Annotated in this window: 21 protein-coding genes; 10 read left to right on the top strand and 11 right to left on the bottom strand. The window is 43.5% G+C overall.

Annotation, left to right across the window (positions count from 1 at the left end; translation table 11 throughout):
* Nucleotides 1–245 precede the first annotated feature (245 nt).
* Complete coding sequence (locus BM101_RS01035) at nt 246–662, top strand: HD domain-containing protein (protein ID WP_087031541.1); 417 nt, start codon at nt 246–248, stop codon at nt 660–662.
* A gap of 214 nt (nt 663–876) precedes the next feature.
* Here the strand turns inward: BM101_RS01035 and rpiB are convergent, their stop codons facing one another.
* Entirely contained in the window at nt 877–1,347 is a 471-nt protein-coding gene (rpiB, locus tag BM101_RS01030) for a ribose 5-phosphate isomerase B (RefSeq protein ID WP_087031538.1), read from the bottom strand.
* A gap of 146 nt (nt 1,348–1,493) precedes the next feature.
* Complete coding sequence (tnpA, locus tag BM101_RS14515; protein ID WP_409373486.1) at nt 1,494–1,790, bottom strand: IS200/IS605 family transposase; 297 nt, start codon at nt 1,788–1,790, stop codon at nt 1,494–1,496.
* Nucleotides 1,791–1,813: 23 nt separating this feature from the next.
* Here tnpA and BM101_RS01020 point away from each other — a divergent pair, with 23 nt between their 5' ends.
* Nucleotides 1,814–2,416 carry an RNA-guided endonuclease InsQ/TnpB family protein gene (locus tag BM101_RS01020; RefSeq protein ID WP_087031532.1) on the top strand — a complete coding sequence of 201 codons (603 nt, stop codon included), beginning with the start codon at nt 1,814–1,816 and terminating at the stop codon, nt 2,414–2,416.
* 88 nt (nt 2,417–2,504) lie between these two features.
* On the opposite strand, the gene BM101_RS14300 is transcribed toward BM101_RS01020, so the two are convergent.
* Complete coding sequence (locus BM101_RS14300; RefSeq protein WP_256212095.1) at nt 2,505–2,627, bottom strand: hypothetical protein; 123 nt, start codon at nt 2,625–2,627, stop codon at nt 2,505–2,507.
* Nucleotides 2,628–3,011: 384 nt separating this feature from the next.
* On the opposite strand from BM101_RS14300, the gene BM101_RS01010 reads away from it, so the two are divergent.
* The 5 genes from BM101_RS01010 (at nt 3,012) to BM101_RS00990 (ending at nt 10,788) form a co-directional block, all read left to right on the top strand.
* Complete coding sequence (locus BM101_RS01010; protein WP_218149847.1) at nt 3,012–5,018, top strand: alpha-amylase family glycosyl hydrolase; 2,007 nt, start codon at nt 3,012–3,014, stop codon at nt 5,016–5,018.
* 427 nt (nt 5,019–5,445) lie between these two features.
* On the top strand, nt 5,446–5,997 hold the full coding sequence (locus BM101_RS01005; protein ID WP_087031527.1) for a tyrosine-type recombinase/integrase: 552 nt from the start codon (nt 5,446–5,448) through the stop codon (nt 5,995–5,997).
* A gap of 555 nt (nt 5,998–6,552) precedes the next feature.
* A complete protein-coding gene (locus BM101_RS01000) occupies nt 6,553–7,797 on the top strand; it encodes a hypothetical protein (protein WP_087031524.1) in 1,245 nt (414 codons plus the stop codon).
* Nucleotides 7,798–8,210: 413 nt separating this feature from the next.
* Nucleotides 8,211–8,642, top strand: coding sequence for a VOC family protein (locus BM101_RS00995; RefSeq protein ID WP_087031522.1), 432 nt, complete (start codon nt 8,211–8,213; stop codon nt 8,640–8,642).
* Nucleotides 8,643–9,144: 502 nt separating this feature from the next.
* Nucleotides 9,145–10,788 carry a peptide ABC transporter substrate-binding protein gene (locus tag BM101_RS00990; protein WP_087031519.1) on the top strand — a complete coding sequence of 548 codons (1,644 nt, stop codon included), beginning with the start codon at nt 9,145–9,147 and terminating at the stop codon, nt 10,786–10,788.
* Between the two features lie 145 nt (nt 10,789–10,933).
* Here BM101_RS00990 and ilvA read toward each other — a convergent pair whose 3' ends face one another.
* The 4 genes from ilvA to ilvB all read right to left on the bottom strand — a co-directional run bounded on the left by ilvA (nt 10,934) and on the right by ilvB (nt 15,329).
* Entirely contained in the window at nt 10,934–12,196 is a 1,263-nt protein-coding gene (ilvA, locus tag BM101_RS00985; protein WP_087031516.1) for a threonine ammonia-lyase IlvA, read from the bottom strand.
* Nucleotides 12,197–12,278: 82 nt separating this feature from the next.
* Nucleotides 12,279–13,274 carry a ketol-acid reductoisomerase gene (gene ilvC / locus BM101_RS00980; protein ID WP_087031513.1) on the bottom strand — a complete coding sequence of 332 codons (996 nt, stop codon included), beginning with the start codon at nt 13,272–13,274 and terminating at the stop codon, nt 12,279–12,281.
* A gap of 93 nt (nt 13,275–13,367) precedes the next feature.
* A complete protein-coding gene (gene ilvN, locus BM101_RS00975; RefSeq protein ID WP_087031510.1) occupies nt 13,368–13,625 on the bottom strand; it encodes an acetolactate synthase small subunit in 258 nt (85 codons plus the stop codon).
* 3 nt (nt 13,626–13,628) lie between these two features.
* Nucleotides 13,629–15,329 (bottom strand): biosynthetic-type acetolactate synthase large subunit, encoded by a 1,701-nt coding sequence (ilvB, locus tag BM101_RS00970; protein WP_087031508.1) that lies wholly within the window; start codon nt 15,327–15,329, stop codon nt 13,629–13,631.
* A 603-nt stretch (nt 15,330–15,932) separates the two neighbouring features.
* Between ilvB and BM101_RS00965 the strand changes: the two genes are divergently transcribed.
* The 3 genes from BM101_RS00965 to BM101_RS00955 all read left to right on the top strand — a co-directional run bounded on the left by BM101_RS00965 (nt 15,933) and on the right by BM101_RS00955 (nt 19,380).
* Complete coding sequence (locus BM101_RS00965) at nt 15,933–16,712, top strand: ABC transporter ATP-binding protein (protein ID WP_218149846.1); 780 nt, start codon at nt 15,933–15,935, stop codon at nt 16,710–16,712.
* A gap of 167 nt (nt 16,713–16,879) precedes the next feature.
* Nucleotides 16,880–17,623 (top strand): DUF2087 domain-containing protein, encoded by a 744-nt coding sequence (locus tag BM101_RS00960; RefSeq protein ID WP_087031503.1) that lies wholly within the window; start codon nt 16,880–16,882, stop codon nt 17,621–17,623.
* A 770-nt stretch (nt 17,624–18,393) separates the two neighbouring features.
* Nucleotides 18,394–19,380, top strand: coding sequence for a S66 family peptidase (locus BM101_RS00955; RefSeq protein WP_218149845.1), 987 nt, complete (start codon nt 18,394–18,396; stop codon nt 19,378–19,380).
* Between the two features lie 1,235 nt (nt 19,381–20,615).
* On the opposite strand, the gene coaBC is transcribed toward BM101_RS00955, so the two are convergent.
* The 4 genes from coaBC to BM101_RS00935 all read right to left on the bottom strand — a co-directional run bounded on the left by coaBC (nt 20,616) and on the right by BM101_RS00935 (nt 24,393).
* Nucleotides 20,616–21,821, bottom strand: a complete 1,206-nt coding sequence (gene coaBC, locus BM101_RS00950) for a bifunctional phosphopantothenoylcysteine decarboxylase/phosphopantothenate--cysteine ligase CoaBC (protein ID WP_087032100.1) — start codon at nt 21,819–21,821, stop codon at nt 20,616–20,618.
* A gap of 21 nt (nt 21,822–21,842) precedes the next feature.
* Nucleotides 21,843–23,303: a phosphate:AMP phosphotransferase gene (locus BM101_RS00945; protein ID WP_177194305.1), complete on the bottom strand. Its 1,461-nt coding sequence runs from the start codon at nt 23,301–23,303 to the stop codon at nt 21,843–21,845.
* 80 nt (nt 23,304–23,383) lie between these two features.
* Entirely contained in the window at nt 23,384–23,800 is a 417-nt protein-coding gene (locus BM101_RS00940; RefSeq protein ID WP_087031498.1) for an OsmC family protein, read from the bottom strand.
* Between the two features lie 17 nt (nt 23,801–23,817).
* Nucleotides 23,818–24,393 (bottom strand): xanthine phosphoribosyltransferase, encoded by a 576-nt coding sequence (locus BM101_RS00935; RefSeq protein WP_087031496.1) that lies wholly within the window; start codon nt 24,391–24,393, stop codon nt 23,818–23,820.
* Nucleotides 24,394–24,455 lie beyond the last annotated feature (62 nt).

Genomic DNA, 24,455 nt, shown 5'->3' with positions numbered 1-24,455 from the left:
GGCATTCTTCGATGCTGCGCAGCATCGGATTGTCCGTCCGATAAATCACCCTCGTCTTAATCTTCAATGATTCGAACGACATGTGATTTTTACAGCAATTACAGATAACGGGCGTGAGTTGATGGACAGAATATTTCTATTACACGCTAAAAACATTGAAGAAATATTTTCTGTTCTGTCTGATCAGGAAGTAGAGAAATTAATATCGATTATCGATTATAATGAACAAAAGGGGAGGCGCAACCATGTTAAAGAAATTGGCGTTTGAAATTGCGAAAGAGGCGCATGCCGGACAAAAGGATAAGGCCGGGGCGGATTACATCCTGCATCCGCTGCAAGTGGCTTCAATGGTGACGACAGATGAAGAAAAGGCTGTCGCCATGCTGCATGATATCATCGAGGACACGGACATGACAGCCAGCGGGCTATTGGCCAAGGGGCTGCCGGTTGCGGTTGTCGAAGCCGTTGAAGCATTGACCAAAAAGCACAACCAAACCTATGCGGAGTATTTAGCAGGCGTAAAAATGAACCGACTGGCCACTGCCGTAAAATTGGCGGATCTCAAGCACAATTCGGATTTGAGCCGTTTGGAGCAGATAACCCAAAAGGATCGGGATCGGGCTGAAAAATACCGCAAGGCAATCGAATATCTGTTGGAATGAGCATCCAGTCTCTTGCTACAGCTGTGGGGAGCAGTCAGGTCTGTTTCGTTTTTATCCCTTTCGATTGATTTACCTGGAAGCAAAATCAAAAAGCATCGAATTTTCCTATTAAAAAGAAACTTCGATGCTTTTGCATGCAATAATGATTTTAGATATCTCATTTAATGGGAAAAATGTGCTACCATTGGTTGCTGAAAGCGGTGATCTTCATTTTTTAAACTTCATCCAACCTTTTTAAATGTTTTTCAGCAATCTGTTTTACCTTATCTACCCTGTTGGTATACCGCTCAACATGACTGAGATAATCCGTGCTCATCCAAACATTCACTATTTCAAGGGCGATTCCAGAACCGATGATCTTCCCTCCAAGGCATAAAACATTCGTATTGGAATGGGAACGTGCTAGTTTAGCGCAAAACGGATCCTGGCAGACGGCTGCATAGACGCCGTATATTTTGTTGGCGATCATAGCGCTTCCGTAGCCAACGCCATCGACAAATATGCCTCTGTCCGCTTTTTCTTCAGCTACCGCAAGGGAAGCAGGGTATACATAGTCTGATAAGTCACAAGGTTCTTCGTTATACGGTCCAAAGTCAATAATTTCGTGGCCTTCTTTAGCAAGTAACGTTTTGATTTCTTCCTTCAATGCAAAGCCTGCGTGGTCACTGGAAAATGCTATTTTCATCTTAACCCTCCATTAAATATGTGATATGAAAATTATAATGGATATACAACGACTAGTACAGTGAATTCGGATAATCTTCTTATATTGAAAAAATTAATTCAATTCATATATAGTTATCCAAAATGGGTCTAAGGGTATCTCCCACGTCATCGTTCCGTTTCCAAGGTTTTTTGACGCGTTTTGCTCCGCTTTATAAAGGGCGTCAGTTGGTTTTGCACATATTGCAGTACAACCGCTTGGGATACGTCCCCTACGGTACTAGCAAAGTAACTGCCCGACCATAATGGGCCGCCCCACAAGAGTTGCTTCGTTGCAGGGAACTGCTTAAACCATTCCCGTGCAGAAGGACCTTTCAGCGCTTTCATGACGGAACTAATGGAGTTGTGCGGCGGAAATGACACAACCATGTGGGTGTGGTCGTCCACCACTTCCATTTCGATGATGGTAATTTCATTAAACGCATCAGATGGTCGGAATTGATATGGGTGAGTCAGACCTTATGGTCTTGTCTACGGGCGATAAAATCAAAACCGTTCGTTCCCATGAACAGCTCGCACCGAAACGATTATATTGGGAAAGACGCGTGGCCCGTCGTGCGCGAAAAGCCAAACAAAACGGCACCACGCTGACGGAAGCCGAAAACTATCAGCGGGCCAAAGAGCAACGCGCGCGTATCTACCAAAAAGAAAAGAACCAACGGCAAGACCGCCTGCATAAGCTGACGACGAAGTTGGTTCGTGACTTTGATGTTATCGTTTTGGAGGATTTACAAACGGCCAATCTTATGAAAAATCATCAACTAGCCCGAAGCATAGCTGCACAATTCTGGCGTGAAATCCGTAGCCAATTGGCGTACAAATGCGTCAAATACGGCAAGGAATTAATTGTGGTCAACCCATACAAGACCTCTCAAATCTGCTCCAGTTGTGGCTTTGATGACGGCAAGCACGCCTTGGATATCCGCGAATGGGACTGTCCAAACTGCCACGCGCATCACGACCGCGACGTAAACGCCGCAAAAAATATTCTCTCGATTGGTTTGGGACAAACCTTGGTAAAACCAGCCTAAACCGCTGTCCTGGAGCTGAAACGCTCGCTAGACAAGTTATGGGTGTTCCCAGAAGCTCGGTACTTCAGTGCCGATGTAGTTCACCTGTTTATTTTTGCTTCTTTTTCAAATACTCCGCACGTATTTTTTCAAGTTGTTGCTTTTTATCAAATTTGGCAGGCGTCTGTTTTTCATGAAACTTCGTCACAGCTGCCTGACCTTTGTAATCCAATTGATATTTCCCCACTTTGTTCACCTACTTTTCTTGTCCTTAAAGAGAATCTCTTCAACAAATATATTATACCTTATTTTACTGAAGTAAACCTTATTACTTTATTCCTCAGAAATCAATTTTGGAATATCATGTATCTTTGTTGGAATAAAATTTTGTTTCAGAAACAGTGAAATTAGAATATAATAAGGATAAGACCCGTCATTTGGGCGAGCAATAGTCACATTATTTACTTTTTAAGAGAGTATCATGGATAAACCGGTAGAAGCGTTGGAACGGCAAAGCCGGATGACAAGCTAACATGGTTAAGATTCAAATTAAAATACTAATGGTAAAGCGAGTGAAGTGTAAATGCGAAATAAGGAAGCAGTTAATAAAGAGGTTATGGTAGATGAAAAAGGACTCCGGATACTGGAAATCGATCCTTGGTTAGAGCCTTATAAGGGCGATCTTGAAATGCGGATGAGCCGGTATGAAGGAGTCAAAAAAGAACTGTTGGGCGAAAACAAGAGCTTCAAAGATTTCGCCAACGGGCACGACTATTTCGGTTTTCATCGTACGAATACGGGGTGGTTTTACCGGGAATGGGCTCCAGCCGCGGATGCGCTATTTTTGATCGGCGATTTCAATGATTGGGATAGGACAACCCATGAAATGACCAAAAAAGAAAACGGCATTTGGGAAATATTCATTCCTGGCAAGGGGACGTTGAAGCATCAATCGCGCGTGAAGGTCCATGTCGTGCACGATGGCCAAGGTAAGGACCGTGTTCCTTTGTACGTCACCAGAGCAGTACAGGATCCCGAAACATACGACTTCTGCGGTCAAATCTGGAAGCCTTACAGAAATTACAAATGGCAAGATGCGGGTTTCCAAGGCGACAAGTCTAAAGAGCCGATCATCTATGAAGCGCATATCGGTATGGCGCAGGAAAAGGAAGCCATCGGAACCTACAAGGAATTCGAGGAAAATATTCTGCCAAGGATCAAGGAATTGGGTTACAATACCATCCAATTCATGGCCCTGATGGAACACCCTTACTACGGTTCTTTCGGCTACCACGTATCCAACTTTTTTGCTGCCTCCTCCCGCTTCGGGACCCCGGATGAGCTGAAGTCGCTCGTGGACAAGGCGCACGACATGGGGATCAGAGTGCTGATGGATATCGTGCAGTCCCATGCCGTCAAAAACATATATGAAGGCATCAATGAATTCGACGGTACCGATTACCAGTTCTTCCACTCCGGAGAGAAGGGAACCCACAGCGCTTGGGACTCGAAACTGTTCAATTACGGGAAGCGCGAGGTTATCCACTTTTTGCTGTCCAATGTAAAATACTGGATGGAAGAGTACCATTTGGATGGTTTCAGATTCGACGGCGTAACCTCCATGCTTTACCATGACCACGGGCTGGGGACAGCTTTCGATAACTACGCCAAATACTTCAGCTTGAACACGGATGTCGAAGCCGTCACCTACCTGCAATTTGCCAATGAGCTGATTAAGGAAATCAAACCTGAAGCGCTCAGCGTAGCTGAGGATATGAGCGGAATGCCGGGCATGTGCCTGCCGATCGAAGACGGCGGAATAGGTTTCGATTATCGCCTGTCAATGGGTATGCCGGACTATTGGTTCAAAATGCTCAAGGTAAATGACCACGATTGGAGCATGCAGACGCTTTGGAAAGAATTAAGTGCCGGCCGTCCAGGAGAGAAGCGCATCGGCTATGTCGAATCCCATGACCAAGCTTTGGTCGGCGACAAGACGCTTATCTTCAGCATGGCGGACAAGGAAATGTATTGGCATATGGACAAGGAAAGCCAAAATATGGCCATTGACCGCGCCGTCGCATTGCATAAGATGATCCGTTTCATCACCATCTCAATGGGTACCGAAGGCTATCTGACCTTCATGGGGAATGAATTCGGGCATCCAGAGTGGGTCGATTTCCCTAGGGAAGGAAACGGCTGGAGCTACAAGTATTGCCGCAGACAGTGGAGCATTTCAGACAATCCATTGTTGCGCTATGAAGACCTGAAACACTTCGACGGCGCCATGGTCCAATTCATGGACAGGAAAGGCATGATGGGCGTGGCTCCTGAGCAACTGTGGCTGGACGAAAACCGTAAAATCATCGCCTTCAGGAAGAAAGATCATATTTTCATCTTCAACTTCCATCCGACCGAATCCTATGCAAATCTGGAAATACCGATCCATAGGGACGGCAAGTACAAGGTTGTGCTGGATACGGATGAAGAGAAATTCGGCGGTTTTAATCGTATCGCCCATGACATAAAATATGAAGTCCATCCATTGGATATGGATCCGAACGTAAAGGGAATCTCCGTCTATTCTCCAAGCCGCACCGCTATTGTATTGAAAAAATTATAGTAGATACTTATCAAAACACCATCTTATCGATTTCCGGATTTTTCTGGATGCGATAGGGTGGTTTTTTTATGTCGTCTGTCCGCAAGCCGAATCGTAAAAACCGGGGGAGGGTAAACTTCGCATCCAGATGACGAAGGAAATCGAATGGTAAACAAAAATCCTAATATGCTGCATCGTTTTTCCGACTCTCCATTTTCGCGCATTCTGAGGGAGTTTCGTGGGGGAACGGTCACGACCTTTCGCGAAATCGCGTCAGAATGCAATGCATTTCCGCATAATCCGCTGATTTTCGCCCTGAAAAAGAGGAACACATGTATAGTTGTGTTCCCCTAAAAAGGTTGTCATATCAAGGGCAAAATGGTATGCTTTTTTTAGCGAAAAAGGCATAAAAAAGGGGTTAAAAAATTAAGAAAAAGAGGGCAAATTCTTGAATACCACACATGCGATTAAAGATTTGAGCAAAATGCAAGATTTGATGGACGTTTATCCAACCGATTCGAAAAACCGGCTGTTGCTGGAATATGCGATCCGGACAGGATTGCGTATCAGCGATATTCTGAACGTAAAAGTAAAACAAGTTTTAGGGAAAGACTCCTATGAAGTTATAGAGAAGAAGACTGGGAAAAAGAAGGAATTGGCGATCCATGACCGTTTAAAAAAATCGATTGCCGATTATGTTAAAAAAGAAGGGTTGCATCCGGACGATTATCTGTTCTATTCGAACATGAACAAAAAATCGCATATCAAGCGGACGCAGGCCCATCGCATCATCGCGAATGCTGGGGATATGATCGGCATCACGCTGAGCGCCCACTCCTTGCGAAAGAGCTTTGGCTATCATTCCTATAAACAAGGCATCGACATTTCCTTGCTCCAGATGATTTTCCAACATTCTTCGCAAGCCGTCACCTTACGGTACATCGATATCACGCAAGAAAATATCAATAACGTCTACAAGAAAATCGACTTCGGATTCTGATGAATCTGTTTGGATGAGGAAAACAAAATGGGCGGCTTTCCATGAAATACGCAAAGATCGTCCGGATATCGCGGTCATTTTCAGCGGGATTAAAATAACGCGTTTTGGCGTTGTTCCGTGATGGAATACCCGCGGCAGCACTCGAAAACGTCTCAGAATGCGTCTCAGTTATTCCCCTTCTATATAAAGCCCATCCATTGAATACGGCTTCGGAGACAATGGTAATTTCCGTCTATTCACCAAACGGAACCGCTAGCTTTTTGAAAAAATTATATAAGAAAAAATCTCCAGGGAAACCACTCTCCGGAGATTTTTTGCGGAAGAATTCTGCGCGTAAGGTTTCAGAAATGTCAATCGGTTAATTTAGCTTCGCAAAAAGACGACGAGAGCCTTACTTCTTGATACTGCAGGAATACATCGGGTAAACCTCCCCCAAGGCTTCTGAGGCCCTTTGTTGGATGTGTTACAATGGAAGCAAGAGCATGTATGGAAACCAATAAATTAAGCCAATCGGGAACACAACTGCAATTGCAACAGGTTTGATGAGAGGTAGCGATGACATTGTCAGAAAAAAAATTAATAAAGGTTGGGATCGGTTTTGCAACCGGGAGGAAAAGCTTTCAAAAGATCTTGAGAACATTTATACATACCTGGGAAGAATCCGGGTTAGTGGATGATAAGGAAATCAGTCTGAATCTGTTTGTGGCATACGATCTCACGTATAATAAAACAAACGTCCGGGACTACACCAACATCCGCCCGGATTTGGCGGAACAACTGGATAGCGCCCAATTCATTGGCGCTAAAGATATTACGGAAGAGACGGAACGTTTGGTTCATAATAATGTTCTGAATGATGAAGAGGCGCGAAGGATTTTTGGGAAAGGGTATGCCGGCCAGCGGAATGCTATCTCTTATTTTGCCATTAAACAAGGGATGGATTATCTGATTTTTCTGGATGATGATGAGTATCCTGTCGCCGTTACAAAAACGCGGAAGACAGCCATTTGGGGAGGTCAATCCGTCCTGACGGAACATTTGAAACATATTGCTCAAGCGGACATAACGAATGGTTACCACTGCGGTTACATATCCCCCATCCCCTATATCAAGTTCAATGAGACATTGCCGGAGGAGCATTTCCGTTTCTTCATTGAGGCCATCAGCAATGATGTCATCAATTGGGATTCGATCAAGGCAACGATGGAAAGAGGGGGCGTAACCTACGCTGATACGGATATTTTGACCAGCGAAATCGCTGTCGAGGTACCGGAAACGAACCACGCGAAGTTCATTACGGGAGCTAATCTGTGCATCAATTTGACCAACCCGAGTCGGGTATTTCCGTTTTACAATCCGCCTGGAGCGCGAGGTGAGGATACCTTTTTAAGCACTTTGCTGACGGACCGTAAAGTGTTGCGCATACCTTGTTATGCCTTCCATGATGGCTTTTCCACCTACAAGAACATTCTGGAGGGGGTTTTGCCCATCCAGTTGAAATTCATATCAGCCGATGATGAGCATGTGGTCAATCGTTTTTACAAAGCCTGTATTGGCTGGATTCGCTATAAACCGCTGCTGCTTTTCATTACCCAGAGGGATGAATATGATCAAAAAATCATGGAGATGCGGGAACAGTTGATCAAGACGCTTCCGGAAATCTGCGCTTATTTTGATGAACCCAAATTCATGAACATTTTAAAGGAATTGGATAAATACGATAAAAATGCCAAGAAACACTACCATGAATTTGCTGAGACACAAAAAAACTGGGCAAAAATCATGGAACATTTTTCCTGATGTGCAAATCCACCTCATCGCTTCATCAAATAAACCGCCTATCGCTTTCAGATTTTTTGAAGCGAAAGGCGGTTTATTTCTGTAGTCGTAACAGTGCTTATACTGCAGCTTAACGTTTGGGTGGATAAGCTTGGTTGATAGCCTGGGAAACAAAAGGAATTCCTGTTGGTTATTCGCCAAGAACCGTTCCATTAATCACTCCGTACGTTTTTCGCCGTTAAAATTTGTAAAGCGTTTTCGCAATCGCTATACTTGACTTGTAATAGAAAAGTTATGATGACAGCGCACTTTGTGAAAACAACTATTTCGGCATATCCCATCCTTTCCTGTCATGCAAAAGATACTTTAGACCAGAGGCAAGTAGCTGCTGTAAATGGATGATTCGATTAGAAAAAAATAAGGAGTGATTGGTTATGATTTATCCGTTCATAAATTTTAATGGGGACTGCAGAGAAGCTGTGGGATTCTATGCAGAAGTTTTTGGCATTGAGAAACCGAAATTCCAGACATATGGTGATGTTCCGCAGGATCCGAACAGCCCGCAATCTGAAGCAGCCAATAACCGAGTCATCTATACGAAGTTGCAGATTGCAGACAGTATCATCATGTTTGCGGATATCCCATTAGGAACAAAATTTGTTCCCGGGAAAAATATCAGCCTATCGATGGTGATCGAAGATCTTTTGTTGCTGCATACCTACTTTGATGCACTCAAAGTAGATGGAATCGTTGAGTTGCCGCTTCATGAAACGTTCTATACGAAGCACTTCGGCATCGTGACGGATAAATATGGGGTAACCTGGCAGATTGGACTCGGGACAACAGAGGATATTTTGAATCAATAGCAGAGATGTCTGAAACATGACAGACAGTTAATTATTGGCAAAAGGACTTCCGAAAACAGTTGTCGAAGCCGTGTTTTGCCGGCGTATAAATGAACAAACTGGCCACGACTGTTAAGTCGGCGGATTTGGCTCATCATTCAGATGAGAGGCGTTTGGTAAAGATTATGAAAAAAGGATAAGGACAGGGCCGAGAAGTACCGGGAAGCAATCGAATACTTGTCGGAAAAAGCATCCAGCCGTTTGGTTGGATGCTTTTTTATGACTTAATTCGCTCATTAATGAACGGGAAAGATACATGAATAAGAGGCTCCAACCCAATACATAATGAGGGTCAGGACCTCTAAGGACTGAGTTTATTATCCCGAATTTTTAATAATCACAAAAATAGCGTCAATTTATCATTTTTTCACAATTTACCTCCTCATTTTACCCTCATTTTGTAGAATTAGATTAGAAAATATAGTATAATGTTAAAATCGCAATATAAAAAGGAGAGAAGTATATGAGAAAATGGAAAAGTTCTTTAATTTTAGCTACAACAGCTCTTGTTTTAGCGGCATGTGGAGGAAATGCCACGAATGATAGCTCAGCAAGCACTGGTACAACAGGTGGCGGACAAGTAATAAACTACACGGCACCGACAGAATTGTCGACGTTGGATACAACTTTAATGACAGATATCAACAGCTCGAACTATATCAGCCATATAATTGAAGGGTTATTGAAGATCGATGCCGAAGGGAAAGCCGTTCCTGCAATCGCTGCAGAAGCCGGAACCATCTCTGAAGACGGTTTGACTTATACCTACAAACTTCGTGAAGACGTGAAATGGTCAAACGGCGAGCCTGTAACAGCAAAAGATTTTGTCTTTGCATGGCAAAGATTAGTGGATCCGAAATCTGGTGCATCTTATGCTTATCTGGCAGAAACAATCAAAAATGCCAAAGAAATCATGGCAGGGGAAAAAGCTCCTTCTGAATTGGGCGTAACGGCTGTCAGCGATTATGAAATCAAAATTGAATTGTCACAACCCACGCCTTATTTTGAATCATTATTGGCTTTCACAGCGTTCTACCCTCAAAATGAAGCTTTTGTTACAGAACAAGGCGATAAATACGGGACCAGCAGCGAAGCTATTTTAGCTAACGGACCATTCACAATCGAAAACTGGGATGGTACTGGCTTAACATGGGATCTTGTTAAAAACAAAGATTACTATGCCGCTGACGAAGTTGTCATCGATGAAATCAAGGTTCAAGTAATCAAAGAAACAAGCACTGCTGTAAACTTGTTCCAATCGGGAGCAGTTGATAACGCCCAAGTAACCGGCGAAATGGTTAAACAATTCAAAGACGACCCTAATGTCGTTGTTCAAAAGAAAGCACGTACAGCCTACATTGAATTCAACCATGATAATCCGTACCTACAAAACAAGAAATTAAGAACGGCTTTAGCTATGGTCATCAACCGTGATGAATTGGTAAACAATGTAATCGGCGATGGTTCCACTGCAATCGGCGGCTTCCTGCCTGCTGATTTTGTCAGCGATCCGACAACCGGGGAAGATTTCGCAGCAGAAGCTGGTTCATCCTTGGGTTATGACGTCGAAACTGCCAAAACATTATGGGCGGAAGCAAAAGCTGAATTGGGCGTCGATAAAATCAAGTTCTCTCTTGTCGGGGATGACGATGAAAAGAACAAGAAAATCAGCCAATACATCCAAGGCCAAATCCAAAACAACTTGGAAGGCATTACCGTGGAATTACGCAACGTACCTAAGAAAAACCGGTTAGAGTTAGCGAATCAAGATGAATTTGACCTATTGCAAACTGGTTGGGGCGCTGACTTTGCTGATGCCATCAATTATATGGACTTGTTGTACAGCACATCCGCTTATAACGAAGGCCAATACAAAAACGCTGCGTTCGACGCATTGATCGATCTATCCAAAACAACAGATGCAAACAACCCTGAAGCACGTTGGGCAGACTTAATGGCTGCACACAAATTAATAATGGAAGATTCCGCAGTCATTCCGTTATATCAAGAAGCTGAAACACAATTGCGCAACCCTAAATTAAAAGGAATCCTTTTCCACTCCGTTGGGAATGAATTTGATTTAAGCAGAGCTTATTTCGAAAAATAAAAGATAAACCAAAAAAACCGGAAAGGGCTGCCCTTTCCGGTTTTTTTTTGGAGTTAAACAATCTCCTCTTTGCGGATGGATTAAAAAAGGCTTCAGAGCGTCATTTTGGCGCTCTGAAGCCTTTTATTTTTCAATCAGGATCACATTAGACCAAGAAGGCGTATAGCTTAGAATTCTCATTGACAGCTATATAGTGAGGGTCAAATTTCTCTAATCGAGACAGCAGACCTTCGATATCATAACTGTTCTTCAAAAGAACGCCGATCAATACCGGTCCTTCGCTGCGGTTCACCTTTTTGGTATATTCAAACTTGGTGATATCATCATCCGGGCCTAGAATATCGTTTACGAATTCACGTAGAGCGCCGGCTCTTTGAGGGAAATTGACGATGAAATAGTGCTTCATGCCTTGATAAAGCAGGGAGCGTTCATCAATTTCAGCCATCCGATTGATGTCATTGTTTCCTCCGCTGACGATACAGACCACCGTTTTTCCTTTTATTTCATCTTTGTATTGTTCTAAAGCAGATACAGAGAGTGCACCGGAAGGTTCTGCCACAATGGCTTGTTTAGTGTATAAATCTATGATGGTCCCACAAACTTGACCTTCCGGAACGATGATGATGTCATCGACATTCTTTTGGCAATGTTTGAAGGTAAGGCTGCCTACTGTAGCAACGGCCGTACCATCGCAGAATTTATCAATATCGGTCAAAGTCGTAACTTCACCTGCTTCGAGAGAAACCTTCATGGATGGTGCCCCCAGCGATTCAACGCCGATGACTTTTGTTTCAGGCATTGCTTCTTTGATGTAACTGCTGACACCGGAAATCAAACCACCGCCACCGATTGCAGCGAAGACCATATCGGCCGTTTCACCTTCAGCAACGAGGTCCTGATGAATTTCCACAGCAATCGTACCTTGTCCAGCAATTACGTTTCTGTCATTAAAGGGCTCAATGAATGTCAAATTGTTTTCCACTGAATAAACATGCGCCGCAGCATTGGACTCATCAAAGGTATCACCGACTAATTTAATTTCCACATTACCGTTACCGAAGTAACGGACTTGATCAATTTTTTGAGCCGGTGTTGTTGTAGGCATAAAGATGGTTGCTTGTATGCCTAAGCGATGACAAGTGTAGGCTACGCCTTGCGCATGATTTCCAGCCGAAGCACAGCTGACCCCGTTTTCTGTTTCTGCTTCGCTTAGCTGTGAAATGGCGTAATAGGCACCTCTTAATTTGAACGATCGCACTATCTGTAAATCCTCACGCTTCAAAAAAATATTGGCATGGTATTTTTGAGATAAATACGCGTCATGCTGCATGGGTGTCTGGTTGACAACCGTGCGAAGTACTTTATACGCTTTTAGTACGTCTTCTTTGCTCACTAAATCATCCGTCATTCTATCTGCTCCTTATCTTTATAAATTCAATGATGAAGAGAGAAGGCTTAAAAATAAGGGTGCTCTCAACTGATCAAACGAATTATTTTTCTTCGTTTACGAAAGGCATCATTTTACGTAATTCAGCACCGACTGCTTCAATTTGATGTCCTTGTTGTTCTGCACGTAATTTGTGGAATTCAGGGAATCCAGCTTTGTAATCATCAGTGAAACGTTTTGCGAATGCGCCTGTTTGGATGTCTGTTAAAACATCTTTCATGCGATCTTTCACATCCGGAGTGATGACGCGTGGGCCTGAAACATAGTCGCCATATTCAGCTGTATTTGAGATAGAGTAGCGCATTTTTTCCATGCCGCCTTCATACATCAAGTCAACGATTAATTTCAATTCATGTAATACTTCAAAATAAGCGATTTCTGGTTGGTATCCAGCTTCTACCAATGTTTCAAAACCAGCTTGCACTAAGTGAGTTGTACCGCCGCATAGAACAGCTTGTTCGCCGAATAAATCCGTTTCAGTTTCTTCTTTGAAGGTTGTTTCCAAAACGCCTACGCGTGTTGCGCCGACTCCTTGTGCCCAAGCAAGTGCGATGTTTTTAGCGTTGCCTGTAGCATCTTGTTTAACTGCGAAAAGTGCTGGTACAGCAGAGCCTTTAACGAATTGGCGACGAACCATGTGGCCTGGGCCTTTTGGAGCAACCATGAATACATCGATATCAGCAGTAGGTTGGATCGTTCCAAAATGGATGTTGAAGCCGTGACCGAATGCGATAGCATTTCCAGCTTCCAAGTTTGGAGCGATGTCAGCTGCATAAACATCAGCTTGTTGTTCATCCGGGATAAGGATCATAACGACATCCGCTTGTTTTGTAGCTTCAGCAACTGGGAATACTTCAAAACCGTCTTCTTTTGCTTTATCTGATGATTTACCTGCACGGATTCCGATGATAACATCATTTCCGTTATCGCGTAGGTTTTGTGCGTGTGCGTGTCCTTGAGAACCATATCCGATAACGGCAATCTTTTTGCCCTCTAGTGCTTTTACTGTTACGTCTTGATCGTAGTATACTTTTGTCATTTTAAATGACCTCCTGTTTTTTTTTTTATTATCAATGCTTAAAAAAGCAATTTGATTCAATTGATAGGGTGGAGCAGAGTAGGACGGAAACGATCAATACTTACCGAATCGTTTTTCCGTTATATCGGTCGCGCTGATGACGTCGACTTGTTTTTCAAGCTGCTTCGTCAAAAGTTCGGCTTCCGCCAAATTTTGAAAACTGATTCCGACCGTAATCATGGAAACATCGTAATCTTCGGTACCGGTAAGGGTCAATGTATCGATATTGTATTGCGGTTTTAAAATAACCTGTGTGATACGGTTCAACACGCCTGGTTTATTCACAACTTTAGTTTGGATTAATCTTAACATCGGCTACACACCTTCCATTTCGTTATTTGATCTTCCGGTAATGACAAACGGCAATACCAATTCATCTTTTGAAATCATGATTTCCAGTACATAGGCTCCAGGATAATTCAACGCTGTTTCAATCGCCTTGTCAACTTTTTTAGGGTCGGAAACGCGTGCGCTGGCAACACCGTAAGCTTCGGAAAGTTTTACGAAATCCGGTGAATCGGGAATTTCGGAGTGAGAGAAACGGCTGTCATAGAATTTGTTTTGCCATTGATGAACCATGCCCAACACTTCATTGTTTAGGAGGAAGTATTTCACGTTCAGGTTGTTTGAATTCAAGATCGCCAATTCCTGGGTCGTCATTTGGAATCCGCCGTCTCCGACGAAGCAGACAACGGTCTTATCTGGATAGGCCATCTGTGCGCCGATTGCGGCAGGAATGCCGAAGCCCATCGTTCCCAAACCGCCGCTGGTCAATAGCTGTTTCCCATGCTTGAATGGATAATACTGCGCCGTCCACATTTGATGCTGGCCAACGTCTGTTACGACGATTGCTTCCCCATTCGTAAGTTTGCCGACATATTCAATGACGTGCTGCGGTTTGATGAATTCTTCCGATGATTCATAGTGGAACGGATGTTTCTTCTTGTTTTCCATCACATGGTTGAACCATTCCGAGATATCGGCAGGGTTTTCCAGTTTTGTGTCGTTCAACAGCACAAGCGCCAATCTGGCGTCCGATAAAACGGGGATATCCGTATGCATGATTTTGCCGATTTCAGCATTATCGATGTCGACATGGACAATGACTGCGTTTGGCGCAAAATTGTTAGGATTACTGGCAAGACGGTCATCGAAACGTGAACCGAAGTTCAGCAACAGGTCACATTCCATCAAGGCCATGTTGGATGCGTAAGAGCCATGCATGCCACCCATACCTAAGGCCAGTTCGTGTTGAACTGGGAAACTTCCCAGACCAAGCAAGGTATTTACAACCGGGATGCCGTAGTATTCAGCGAATGCCAACAATTCTTTTTCTGCCTGGGCATGGATGATGCCTTGTCCAGCCAAAATAACCGGTTTTTTGCTGACTGCCAATGCTTCGTTCACTTTTTCAATCTGTCCAGGAACAGGGAAGACGTTTGGATTGTATCCCGGCAGATTCATTTTTTGGCTGGCATATTCTTCGTAGGCAACCTCCTGCACGCCGATGTTTTTTGGAATATCGATAACAACAGGGCCTTTTCTTCCTGTATTCGCCAGATAGAAAGCTTCATGGACGATGCGAGGGATGTCTTTGGCATTGCGTACTTGATAGTTATATTTTGTGACGGGTGTCGTCATACCGATCATGTCGGTTTCTTGGAAAGCATCTTTTCCGATTCCGTCTTCAGCCACTTGGCCCGTGATGACAATCAGCGGGATGGAGTCCATCTGAGCTGTAGCGATACCGGTCAATGCATTTGTGGCCCCTGGTCCGCTGGTAACGATGCAGACACCCGGTTTTCCTGTTGCTCTGGCATAACCGTCGGCAGCATGGACAGCGCCTTGTTCATGTCTCGTCAGGATGTGATTGGCCTCGGTTTTGAAGAATTCATCATAAATATGAAGTACGGCACCACCGGGGTAACCGAATAATACTTCGACGCCTTCTTTTTTTAAGGCTTCAACAAGAAGGGTAACGCCTAGTTTTGTTTTAGTTTTCATTTCTGGTTCCATAATAATCTCCCCATTTCTCGTTTATTCGGCATTCCTTTAGGACCAAGGTTATAAAAAAAGCATCCTCATCTATATGATGGGATGCTTCATCCCATTTGATTACCACAAATAGGACTTAAACAATCTGCATAAATTCTACAGTGTTTAACTCCTAGATTATTAAGACAATAATAATGTTAAGTGGTTTCGACTTTTTCATATGGGATACCTGATCTCTGTTTTATTTTTTAATTGTATTGGTTAGTGATTGATATAATCATATAAGATTTACATGAGAGTGTCAACAATTTATTTCATTTTATTTTCATTAAATTCTAATTGTTCGGAAAAAAAGCCGAATGGAGGGGATGTGTGCAGCGTAACCATACTAGCTTTCTAATCGCTGAACATTTCTCCCGATTCTTCCGATGTCAGATGATCGGGAGCGATTGCGAATATTTTATCTCATTTTCCAGTCGTTGTCCCCTTACAAACGAGGTGTCGTTTCTCCATGGGTGCCTATTTGGATGCAGCAGAGCCGATCAAACGGAAACTTTAATTTACAATTCAGTTATGTTATATTTTCAATAGAAACGATGGCTGCACAGAATATTAGGCGGGGTGATGGGAATGATCAGATTTGATCATGTAAATGTGGTACGCGATAATCGGAAGATTCTGAATGACATCAATTGGCATGTCATAAAAGGAGAGCATTGGGCGATCCTGGGCTTGAACGGATCCGGCAAAACGACCCTTCTGCAATTATTGAATGGATATATTTGGCCGAGCAGCGGTACCTTGATCGTTCTCGGGGAAACGTTCGGCAAAACGGAAATCCCTGCGTTACGGAAAAGGATCGGCTGGGTAAGTTCCGCTTTGCAGCAACAGATCAGTCCGAATGATATCGCCGAAAGTATTGTGTTAAGTGGAAAGTTTGCGACCATCGGCGTCTGGGCCCTAACGACAGAAGCCGAAAAAGAGAAAGCCAAGGAATTGCTGGTCAAATGCGGGGGCAAAGAGCTCATAGGCAAGCGCTACGGCATTCTATCCCAAGGCCAGCAGCAAATTATCCTGATTGCGCGTGCTTTGATGGCGGAACCGGAAATATTGATTCTGGATGAACCCTGCAATGGACTGGATCTTTTCGCCAAAGAAAAATTATTGGAAGACATCCAACATATCGCGGATGCCCCTTCCGGACCCACTATGATCTATGTCAGCCACCATACGGAAGAAATCTTGCCATGCTTCAAGAACCTTTTGCTCTTGAAAGACGGCCGAATCTATAAGACCGGCAAGACCGCCGAACTATTGAATGAGGAAATACTGAATGGCTTCTATGAGAAGCCTGTGCAGACACTCCGCATGTCCCAAAATCGGTTGGCAGTATTCCCGAAATAAATGCTTTATACGAAATAATCATCTGAACAGATAGCCACCGCAGTTTTTGCAGGAAAACTGCGGTGGCTATTTTCTTGGCGAGAAAATAATCTTCTAACGTCATTTGTTTACTTATTCGTAAACAAATAGTATAATTGTTTATGAATAAAGAAGGAGGTGACAGACTGATGGATTTAGAGGAAGTAACTCTGGATGAATTAATCAAGGGGTACAGATTGTTGGGAAAAGAGGGTATGTACGAATGCCTCTTTTGCGGTGAACGATTTGACAGTGATGAAATATTCCAGATAGAAGATCGTTTCTTCAATGCGGAACGGACGGTTTCTCTGCACTTGGGGGATAGCCACGGCTCGGTATTCGAAGCGTTGCTGCAATTAGATAAAAAGCACACCGGACTGTCTGAAGTCCAATCGGAATTATTAAAGCTCTTCTATAATGGGTTGACCGATAAGGAGATAGTGAACCGGACGAATGCGAACAGCGTTTCCACGATCCGGCAGCACCGGTTTAAACTGAAAGAAAAAGAGAAACAGGCCAAAGTATTCATGGCAATAATGCATACCCTGGCCAAGGAACAAGCATATGAACAGGTTCGTAAGGAGGACAAAATTGTGGATGCAAAATATATGATCACGGAAAAAGAACAAGAAAAAGTATTGGCAACGTATTTCACGAATGGGTTGGATGGTGCCATCGAGACGTTCCCAAGCAAAGAGAAGCGGAAAGTCATCATCCTGAAGCACGCACTCAATCGTTTTTCGCCGGGTGCGTTATACACCGAGAAAGAAGTGAACGAAATCTTGAAGACTGTCTATACTGACTATGTCATGCTCCGTCGTTATTTGATTGAACTCGGCTACATGGATCGAAACAAAGACGGTTCGACCTATTGGCTCAAAGAAACGAAATAACGTCATAATAAGACTTTAAGGGAACCTTTCATCTATAACTGAAAGGTTCCCTTTTTTTATTTTATGGAAATAAGTCTACTATCGGAATGACCGAGACAGTCTGGGGTATGGGAAAGGAACTGGTTACTGTGAATGAAGTCATACGCCCGGCAAGTAGACCCTGTTGCTAGGAAGCTTCATGTTCAAGCGCAAACCCGCAAGTTTTATCTGAGTGGGTGCAGTTCACTTATCATCCTTTATCACAGGCATCAAACCTCTATAACCGCAATGCGGACACACTAGAAATACGTTAAACCCTATATGGAAAGTAAACAACAAGAGATGTACGGGTGGTTTGAAAGGATAACCACAATTCGGACATTCAAAATGGAAAGTATTTTCATGGAATTTATTTATCATTTCGTCTTTCCCCTTTAACATAGCGCTCGCACCATTTCTTTCCCTTAATTATACCGCTGCTGTTAAGGTTATCAAAAATTATGATTGGTTTAGTCTGCTATAATCAAAAAAAGTTGAAAGCTTCGATAATGATTGGAATACATCTGGAGTGGGTGATAAGATGAAACTATGAATTATCACAAAATGACTACTGTAACGGCACGGGTTTGAAGTTATGGCGCGTCACATTATTTTCGCGTAGGGAATGGTTGGAGATGTTCAATGATTTTCTCAGCAACCGTGTGTGGTTCGGGAAGGGATGCTCAACTAAGTAGCGAGCAACTAGGGATGTGATAATAAATAAATCGATGCGAATGGATGCGATGAAGAATATGGATAAGGGAAAGTTGGATATCAAACCGGACAAACTAAAAAGAGGGGACGAAATACGGGTTATTGCACCGGCGCGCTCTACGTGCATCCTCAGTGACGACACCATCCAAAGAGCTATTGCTTGTCTAGAGGATAGGGGACTCAGAGTTACGTTCGGCAAGCATGTACACGAAAATGATTTGCATAACTCGGCTTCCATAGAGAACAGGCTCGCGGATTTGCATGATGCTTTCTCAAATAAAAACGTGAAGGCAATCCTGACCGTTATCGGCGGCTTCAATTCCAATCAACTGCTGCCGTATATCGACTATGATCTGATTGCGCAAAACCCAAAAATTATTTGCGGCTATTCGGACATCACGGCGTTGACGAATGCGATTTATAAGAAAACAGGGTTGATTACCTACTACGGACCTCATTTCTCGACTTTCGGCATGAAGAAGGGCATATCTTACACCGTCCAAAAATTCGAAAGTATGTTTCTTACAGATGGACCGTTCGAAATCGTTCCCTCTGAGCAATGGAGCGATGACGAATGGTATCTGGACCAAGAAAATCGGATATTCCTGGCAAACGAAGGCTACGAGGTGATCCAAGCAGGCCAAGCAAAGGGTACAGCGATAGGCGGGAACTTATGTACTTTGAACTTGTTGCAGGGGACTGCTTATATGCCGGAATTGGCGAATGCTATTTTGATTCTCGAAGATGATGACCTGACATTCGCGGAAGAATTCGACAGAAATCTGGAATCATTGCTGCAGGCGGTGGATCCGTATGAAGTGAAGGGGGTCCTTTTTGGTCGATTCCAAAAGAAATCAAACTTATCTATGGACGAGCTAAGGGCGATAATAAGCCGGAAAGCCGCGCTGAAGGGCGTTCCAATAATGGCAAATGTTGATTTTGGGCATACGACGCCGCATTGTGTTTTGCCTATCGGCGGAACACTCAGCTTCGACACGGATATCAAAATCATCCGTGTGGAGTAGACGGCACTTAAGAGAAGAATAGGGCGAGACAGGGGAGTCATTCTAGATAATGGCTCCTTTTTGGTGTGATAACGGGCCTGCTGAAGTAGTCGGGGAATCATTCCCCGCGTAGGGTAAAGAACAAATAAAAAAGGGGAGATGTAGTCTGCAGCCGCTCGCCCTATCCTGTTTGGCTATGTACGAGTGGGGCGTATAGAGATGACTTTATTTCACAGGTCAACACCGCCATTACTATCCGGGCATTCGAGTCAGTAATGTTCGCTGCTAGGAGTAATCAAATCCACTCCATAAGCATCTTCGCCGGCAGCGAATCCTTTAAAATACACTGGCATGATAATTAATGCAGACATGAAAAATAATGAATGCAAAAAAAATTTACTGATTTACTCCATATAATAAATTCCTGATGATCAGAAATTTATTATTTTAGTTAATTGATCAATGGATTATTTGTGATTATATTTGGATCCGACGGTTATCAACGACGACTGATATTCAGCAAAGGTTTGTTGCACTTTTTAAACAAACCTTTTTGACAGTAGATGCTTTGACATTCGGTTAAATCCATCTTAACGGTGTATCAGCTGTCTAGCTGCTTCATTCATCTAGTTGTCGCATTCAGCTTATTCAATCCTTACGATGGCAATATGTAATCAGGCAAAAAAAATCAGTTTTAAGCAATCTTCGCTGATTCACTTATAAAGAGAACTGCCGACCTCTGATAGCATTTTTCGGACAATCATACGCAAATCCACTCTTCTTGCTGGGAACTTCATTCCGATGCAAACGCACCGATTCAATCTTTTTGCTGTCGCTGCTTAAACGGGCATGTTTTCTGGTTTATCTATGGAAACTTTAGAAAAATAATTTCCTGACAGCTAATCCGTTCAGCTTTAGGCAGAAAAATGCGCATAACAAATAAAAAATATCCTTTTTGAACGCTCATTTATTTTGAAATGATTATTGACCTGGAAATCCTTATGGAACAGGGGGAGGATCGCTATTTATATAGCCATCCATAAAAATATATATTCTAGTTTACATAATATATATTATACCAAGTTATATAGAGATTGAATGGATAGTACGGTTTATCTAAATGAGCTCTCTTCGAATACATTAAAATAGCAAAATTGCGTTATTTTAAATACGTTCGCAATTTTGCTATAGTGTAACTAAAATTTTATTTTTAAAAGCTTTTTAATCTTTTTTCATTCCAACCAGTCTCATTCTTTTCAGAGATTCAGTGTGTTGATCGCTGCATGCAGAATTTCTTCAGCGACTGCGTCCTTGGATCGGACCGATATATGGATCGGATCCAATTGTGGTTGATAAATAATCACTTCATTCGTATCCTTGTTGAAGCCTGCATTTGCTTGAGATACGTCGTTTGCTACAATCATGTTGGCATTCTTACGCGCCAGTTTGTCTTTTGCGTACGTTTCCACATCATTTGTTTCAGCTGCAAAACCGATCAAAAATTGGTGTTTTTTTTCTTTTCCAAGCCTTGCTAAGATATCTGTTGTCTTTTCAAGAATCAAGGTTAAGTCCTCGTTCGTTTTCTTGATCTTATAGGCAGCTTCCGTTTTCGGCCTGTAATCCGATACGGCTGCAGCCATGATCACGATATCACTATCGTTAAATTTAGCGAAGACCGCTTTTTCCATTTCTGCCGCAGATTGCACCGGAACGAATGCAACTCCGAATGGAATTGGCAATTGATTGGTCGTAGATATCAGTGTCACCTGAGCACCGAGATTGCGGGCGGCTTTGGCTAAGCTGTAGCCCATTTTTCCGGATGAATCATTTGTGATGAAACGCACCGGGTCAATCCGTTCTTTTGTTCCCCCAGCTGTGATGATGACGGATTTTCCTTTTAGCGGCAAATCCTTAGTCTGCTGCACCAGAAAATGTTGGGCTGCCTCGACAATCTGATCAGGTTCCGGCATGCGCCCCTTCCCTTCGTATCCTTCAGCAAGGAATCCAGTTGCCGGTTCCATGACCTCATAACCATATTCCTTCAGGCTGGCCAGATTGCGGACTGTAGCCGGATTTTCCAGCATATGTTGATTCATCGCCGGCACAATCAGTTTTGGTGCGGTTGTCGCCAATAAAGCCGTCGACACAAAGTCATCGGCGATTCCGTTAGCCATCTTGGCGATGACATTTGCTGTTGCCGGCGCAACGATGGCAAGCTCGGTCCAATCGGCCAAATGGATATGGTTGACGAATTGCGCCTCCCTTTCGTTGAAGGTATCTGTGGATACATCATGCTTGCTCAATACTTGAAAGGTCAACGGCGTGACGAACTCCTGAGCGGATGCAGTCATGGCGACCTTCACATCAGCTCCAGCCTTGATCAATTTTCTGACAAGGTCCGCTGCCTTATATACAGCAATTCCTCCGGTTACATATACGGTTATTCTCTTATTTGTTAACAATTTGCACGCCCCGCTCATATTTTAGCTATTTTTTTTGATGAATGCTTTTGCCCGTCCGATGAACTCCTTCAGCACCTTTATTCTGGCGAATTCTTTTTGTTTTCCTTCGACAATGATCCATGGTGCGTCAATTGTGTTTGTACGAACAAGCATTTCGTTCATCGCTTCTTCATATACGTCAAATTTTTCATGATTGCGCCAGTCGTCTTCGGTCAGCTTATAGATCTTTTCCGGGTCCGCTTCGCGTTCTTTAAACCGTTTTTCTTGTTCTTCTTTGTCGATGACGAGCAGGAATTTGATAATGAGATTGCCATCATGGACGAGGTTGTGTTCCATTTCGTTGATTTCATCATAAGCCGCAGCCCAGCGGTATTCAGGCGTGAACCCTTCCACGCGTTCCACCAATACCCGTCCGTACCAGCTTCTGTCATAAATGGTCAGTTTGCCTCTGCTTGGGAAAGTCTGGTAGAAACGCCACAGGTAATTGTACTGCCTTTCCTGCTCAGTCGGTGCCGCTGTTGTGGCGACGTCAAAGCTCCTGGGATCCATCATCCGGGTCAAACGGCTGATCGCTCCCCCTTTCCCTGCCGCATCCGTCCCTTCGAAGACAAGAATGCAGGGAATTTTTTTGATCCATAATTCATAGACGATTTCGCCGGCTTCCTTTTGGAGCTTTTCCAGCTGCGCTTCATATTCCTGTTCGGTGATTGTTTTCGATAAGTCGATTTTTGCCAATGGCTTTATGGCCGACGCAGGACGAGGGACATCTGCTTCTTCCCCAGACGGTTTTTCCAAATGTTCTTTCAATGCCCTTATGGTGATCCCTAAAGCCTCTCTGGAGGCATTTTTTAAGTCTTCCGTGGAGATGATATGCCATGGGGATCCTTCGAAATTCGTTCTTTCCAACACTTCGTCAAAATGGTTCAGGTATTTGCTGTATTTCTTGATCTGCAACTCGTCTTCAGCCGTAATCAGTAATTCGCGGTAGGGATCTTTTTTTAGATTTTCGATTCTTTTTACCATCGTTTTTTCTTTCTGATGCAGGAAAAACTTGATGACCAGCGTATTATCCGCAGTCAACATCCGCTCCAGAAAACTGACGTCCGTCAATTGGTGATTCAGCTTCTTATCGGAAAGCTTCAATTCGCTCATCAATTCAAAATAGAAGCTCCTGTCAAAAAGCGCAATGCGCCCTTTCGCCGGCAAGTCCCGTGAAAAACGCCACAGGAAAGGATGTGCCTTTTCCTCGTCGGTCGGCTCATCGTAGAGACTCACTTCAAAATAACGCGGATCAAGTTCACGCGTAAACTCCTTTAACATGTACCCTTTGCCGGAGGATTCCCAGCCATCGACAATGATCAGCAGTGAAGAGTCGCTGTTCAGCAGTTTCCTCTGCAAAGCTGCCAGTTCGGCGCCCAATTCAGATCTTTTCCGGTCGGCAAAGGTTGTATCAACGGCATTAAAATCAAAGTTTTTCAGCATATTCCACGCCACCCTTTTCATTTTCTTCCATTTTAACATATCCCAAGAACATCAAGAAAGCGCAAACAACAAGGAGCCCGTTATGCTACATAAGGCACGACGGCGATGCTGACGTGCTCGTACGGACCGATGATCTTCGATACGGGACATCTTTTATGGGCTGATTGGGCAATCTTTTCTGCTAATTCCAACTCCAGTCCTTCGATTGCGATGATCGCTTTTAAATCGAAGTAATAGCCTCTTCCGCTTTCTTCTCTATGATAATCAACGTGGACTTCGACTTTGCATTTTGCTTCCATCCCTCGGCCTTTTAAAAGAGCCGCAACGGTTGCGTTCAAGCAGGTCGCCCAGGAAAGCCCGAATAGCTGTTCTGGATTCGTCCCCGGCGTGTCAGCCAAAGGATCGGAAGTCACAACGGCTATGCCATCTTTCACGTATGCCGTCCCGTTCAATCCTTCATCGTTGATAATTTCTGTATGGTATAAGCTTTCTGTCATTTCGTCCGCCCCCTGAATTAATGATTGATAAAGGTTATGCTGTCAGGATCCATTTTTTCGATTCGGGCAAGGGACTCCAGTCTTATCCCGGACCCTTCCAGCAGTATCCTGCCTTTTTGAAAAGATTTTTCGATGACAATGCCGACGCCTGCCACCGAAGCCCCTGCCTGTCTGCACAGCGCAAGCAAGCCGGAAACCGCTTGGCCGTTTGCCAAAAAATCATCTATGATCAAAACTTTATCTTGGTTTGACAAAAATAATTTTGATGCCGACATTTCAGTCGTGGTTTCCTTCGTATAGGAGTAGACGTCCGTCACATACACGTTGTCTCTCAGTGTGACGCTTTTGTTTTTCCTTGCAAATACGACCGGAACCTCCAAATAAAGTCCAGTGAATACGGCCGGTGCAATCCCGGAAGATTCCACCGTCAATACCTTCGTGATGTCTTCATCCCGAAACAGTCTGGCGAATTCTTTTCCGATGTCCTGCATCAAAACCGGATCGATTTGGTGATTTAAGAAAGAATCTACGTCCAGTATGTTATTTTCTAATACAATACCGTCTTCCACTATCCTGTTTTCCAAATTTTTCATAGGCCTCTCCTTTTTTATGCTTCCTCTATCTTATCATGTTTTAACAAACTTGAGAATATCGT

It is taken from the genome of Trichococcus palustris (assembly GCF_900114465.1).
In the GTDB taxonomy this organism is placed as follows: domain Bacteria; phylum Bacillota; class Bacilli; order Lactobacillales; family Aerococcaceae; genus Trichococcus; species Trichococcus palustris.
Note: the sequence above shows the minus strand (reverse complement) of the source record. Positions and strands in the feature narration are given on the sequence as shown.

Coding starts and splice junctions, on each gene's coding strand:
- BM101_RS01035 (WP_087031541.1), top strand. CDS start 246: ATGTTAAAGAAATTGGCGTTTGAAATTGCGAAAGAGGCGCATGCCGGA.
- rpiB (WP_087031538.1), bottom strand. CDS start 1,347: ATGAAAATAGCATTTTCCAGTGACCACGCAGGCTTTGCATTGAAGGAA.
- BM101_RS01020 (WP_087031532.1), top strand. CDS start 1,814: ATGGTCGGAATTGATATGGGTGAGTCAGACCTTATGGTCTTGTCTACG.
- BM101_RS01010 (WP_218149847.1), top strand. CDS start 3,012: ATGGTAGATGAAAAAGGACTCCGGATACTGGAAATCGATCCTTGGTTA.
- BM101_RS01000 (WP_087031524.1), top strand. CDS start 6,553: ATGACATTGTCAGAAAAAAAATTAATAAAGGTTGGGATCGGTTTTGCA.
- BM101_RS00995 (WP_087031522.1), top strand. CDS start 8,211: ATGATTTATCCGTTCATAAATTTTAATGGGGACTGCAGAGAAGCTGTG.
- BM101_RS00990 (WP_087031519.1), top strand. CDS start 9,145: ATGAGAAAATGGAAAAGTTCTTTAATTTTAGCTACAACAGCTCTTGTT.
- ilvA (WP_087031516.1), bottom strand. CDS start 12,196: ATGACGGATGATTTAGTGAGCAAAGAAGACGTACTAAAAGCGTATAAA.
- ilvC (WP_087031513.1), bottom strand. CDS start 13,274: ATGACAAAAGTATACTACGATCAAGACGTAACAGTAAAAGCACTAGAG.
- ilvN (WP_087031510.1), bottom strand. CDS start 13,625: ATGTTAAGATTAATCCAAACTAAAGTTGTGAATAAACCAGGCGTGTTG.
- ilvB (WP_087031508.1), bottom strand. CDS start 15,329: ATGGAACCAGAAATGAAAACTAAAACAAAACTAGGCGTTACCCTTCTT.
- BM101_RS00965 (WP_218149846.1), top strand. CDS start 15,933: ATGGGAATGATCAGATTTGATCATGTAAATGTGGTACGCGATAATCGG.
- BM101_RS00960 (WP_087031503.1), top strand. CDS start 16,880: ATGGATTTAGAGGAAGTAACTCTGGATGAATTAATCAAGGGGTACAGA.
- BM101_RS00955 (WP_218149845.1), top strand. CDS start 18,394: ATGGATAAGGGAAAGTTGGATATCAAACCGGACAAACTAAAAAGAGGG.
- BM101_RS00945 (WP_177194305.1), bottom strand. CDS start 23,303: ATGCTGAAAAACTTTGATTTTAATGCCGTTGATACAACCTTTGCCGAC.
- BM101_RS00940 (WP_087031498.1), bottom strand. CDS start 23,800: ATGACAGAAAGCTTATACCATACAGAAATTATCAACGATGAAGGATTG.
- BM101_RS00935 (WP_087031496.1), bottom strand. CDS start 24,393: ATGAAAAATTTGGAAAACAGGATAGTGGAAGACGGTATTGTATTAGAA.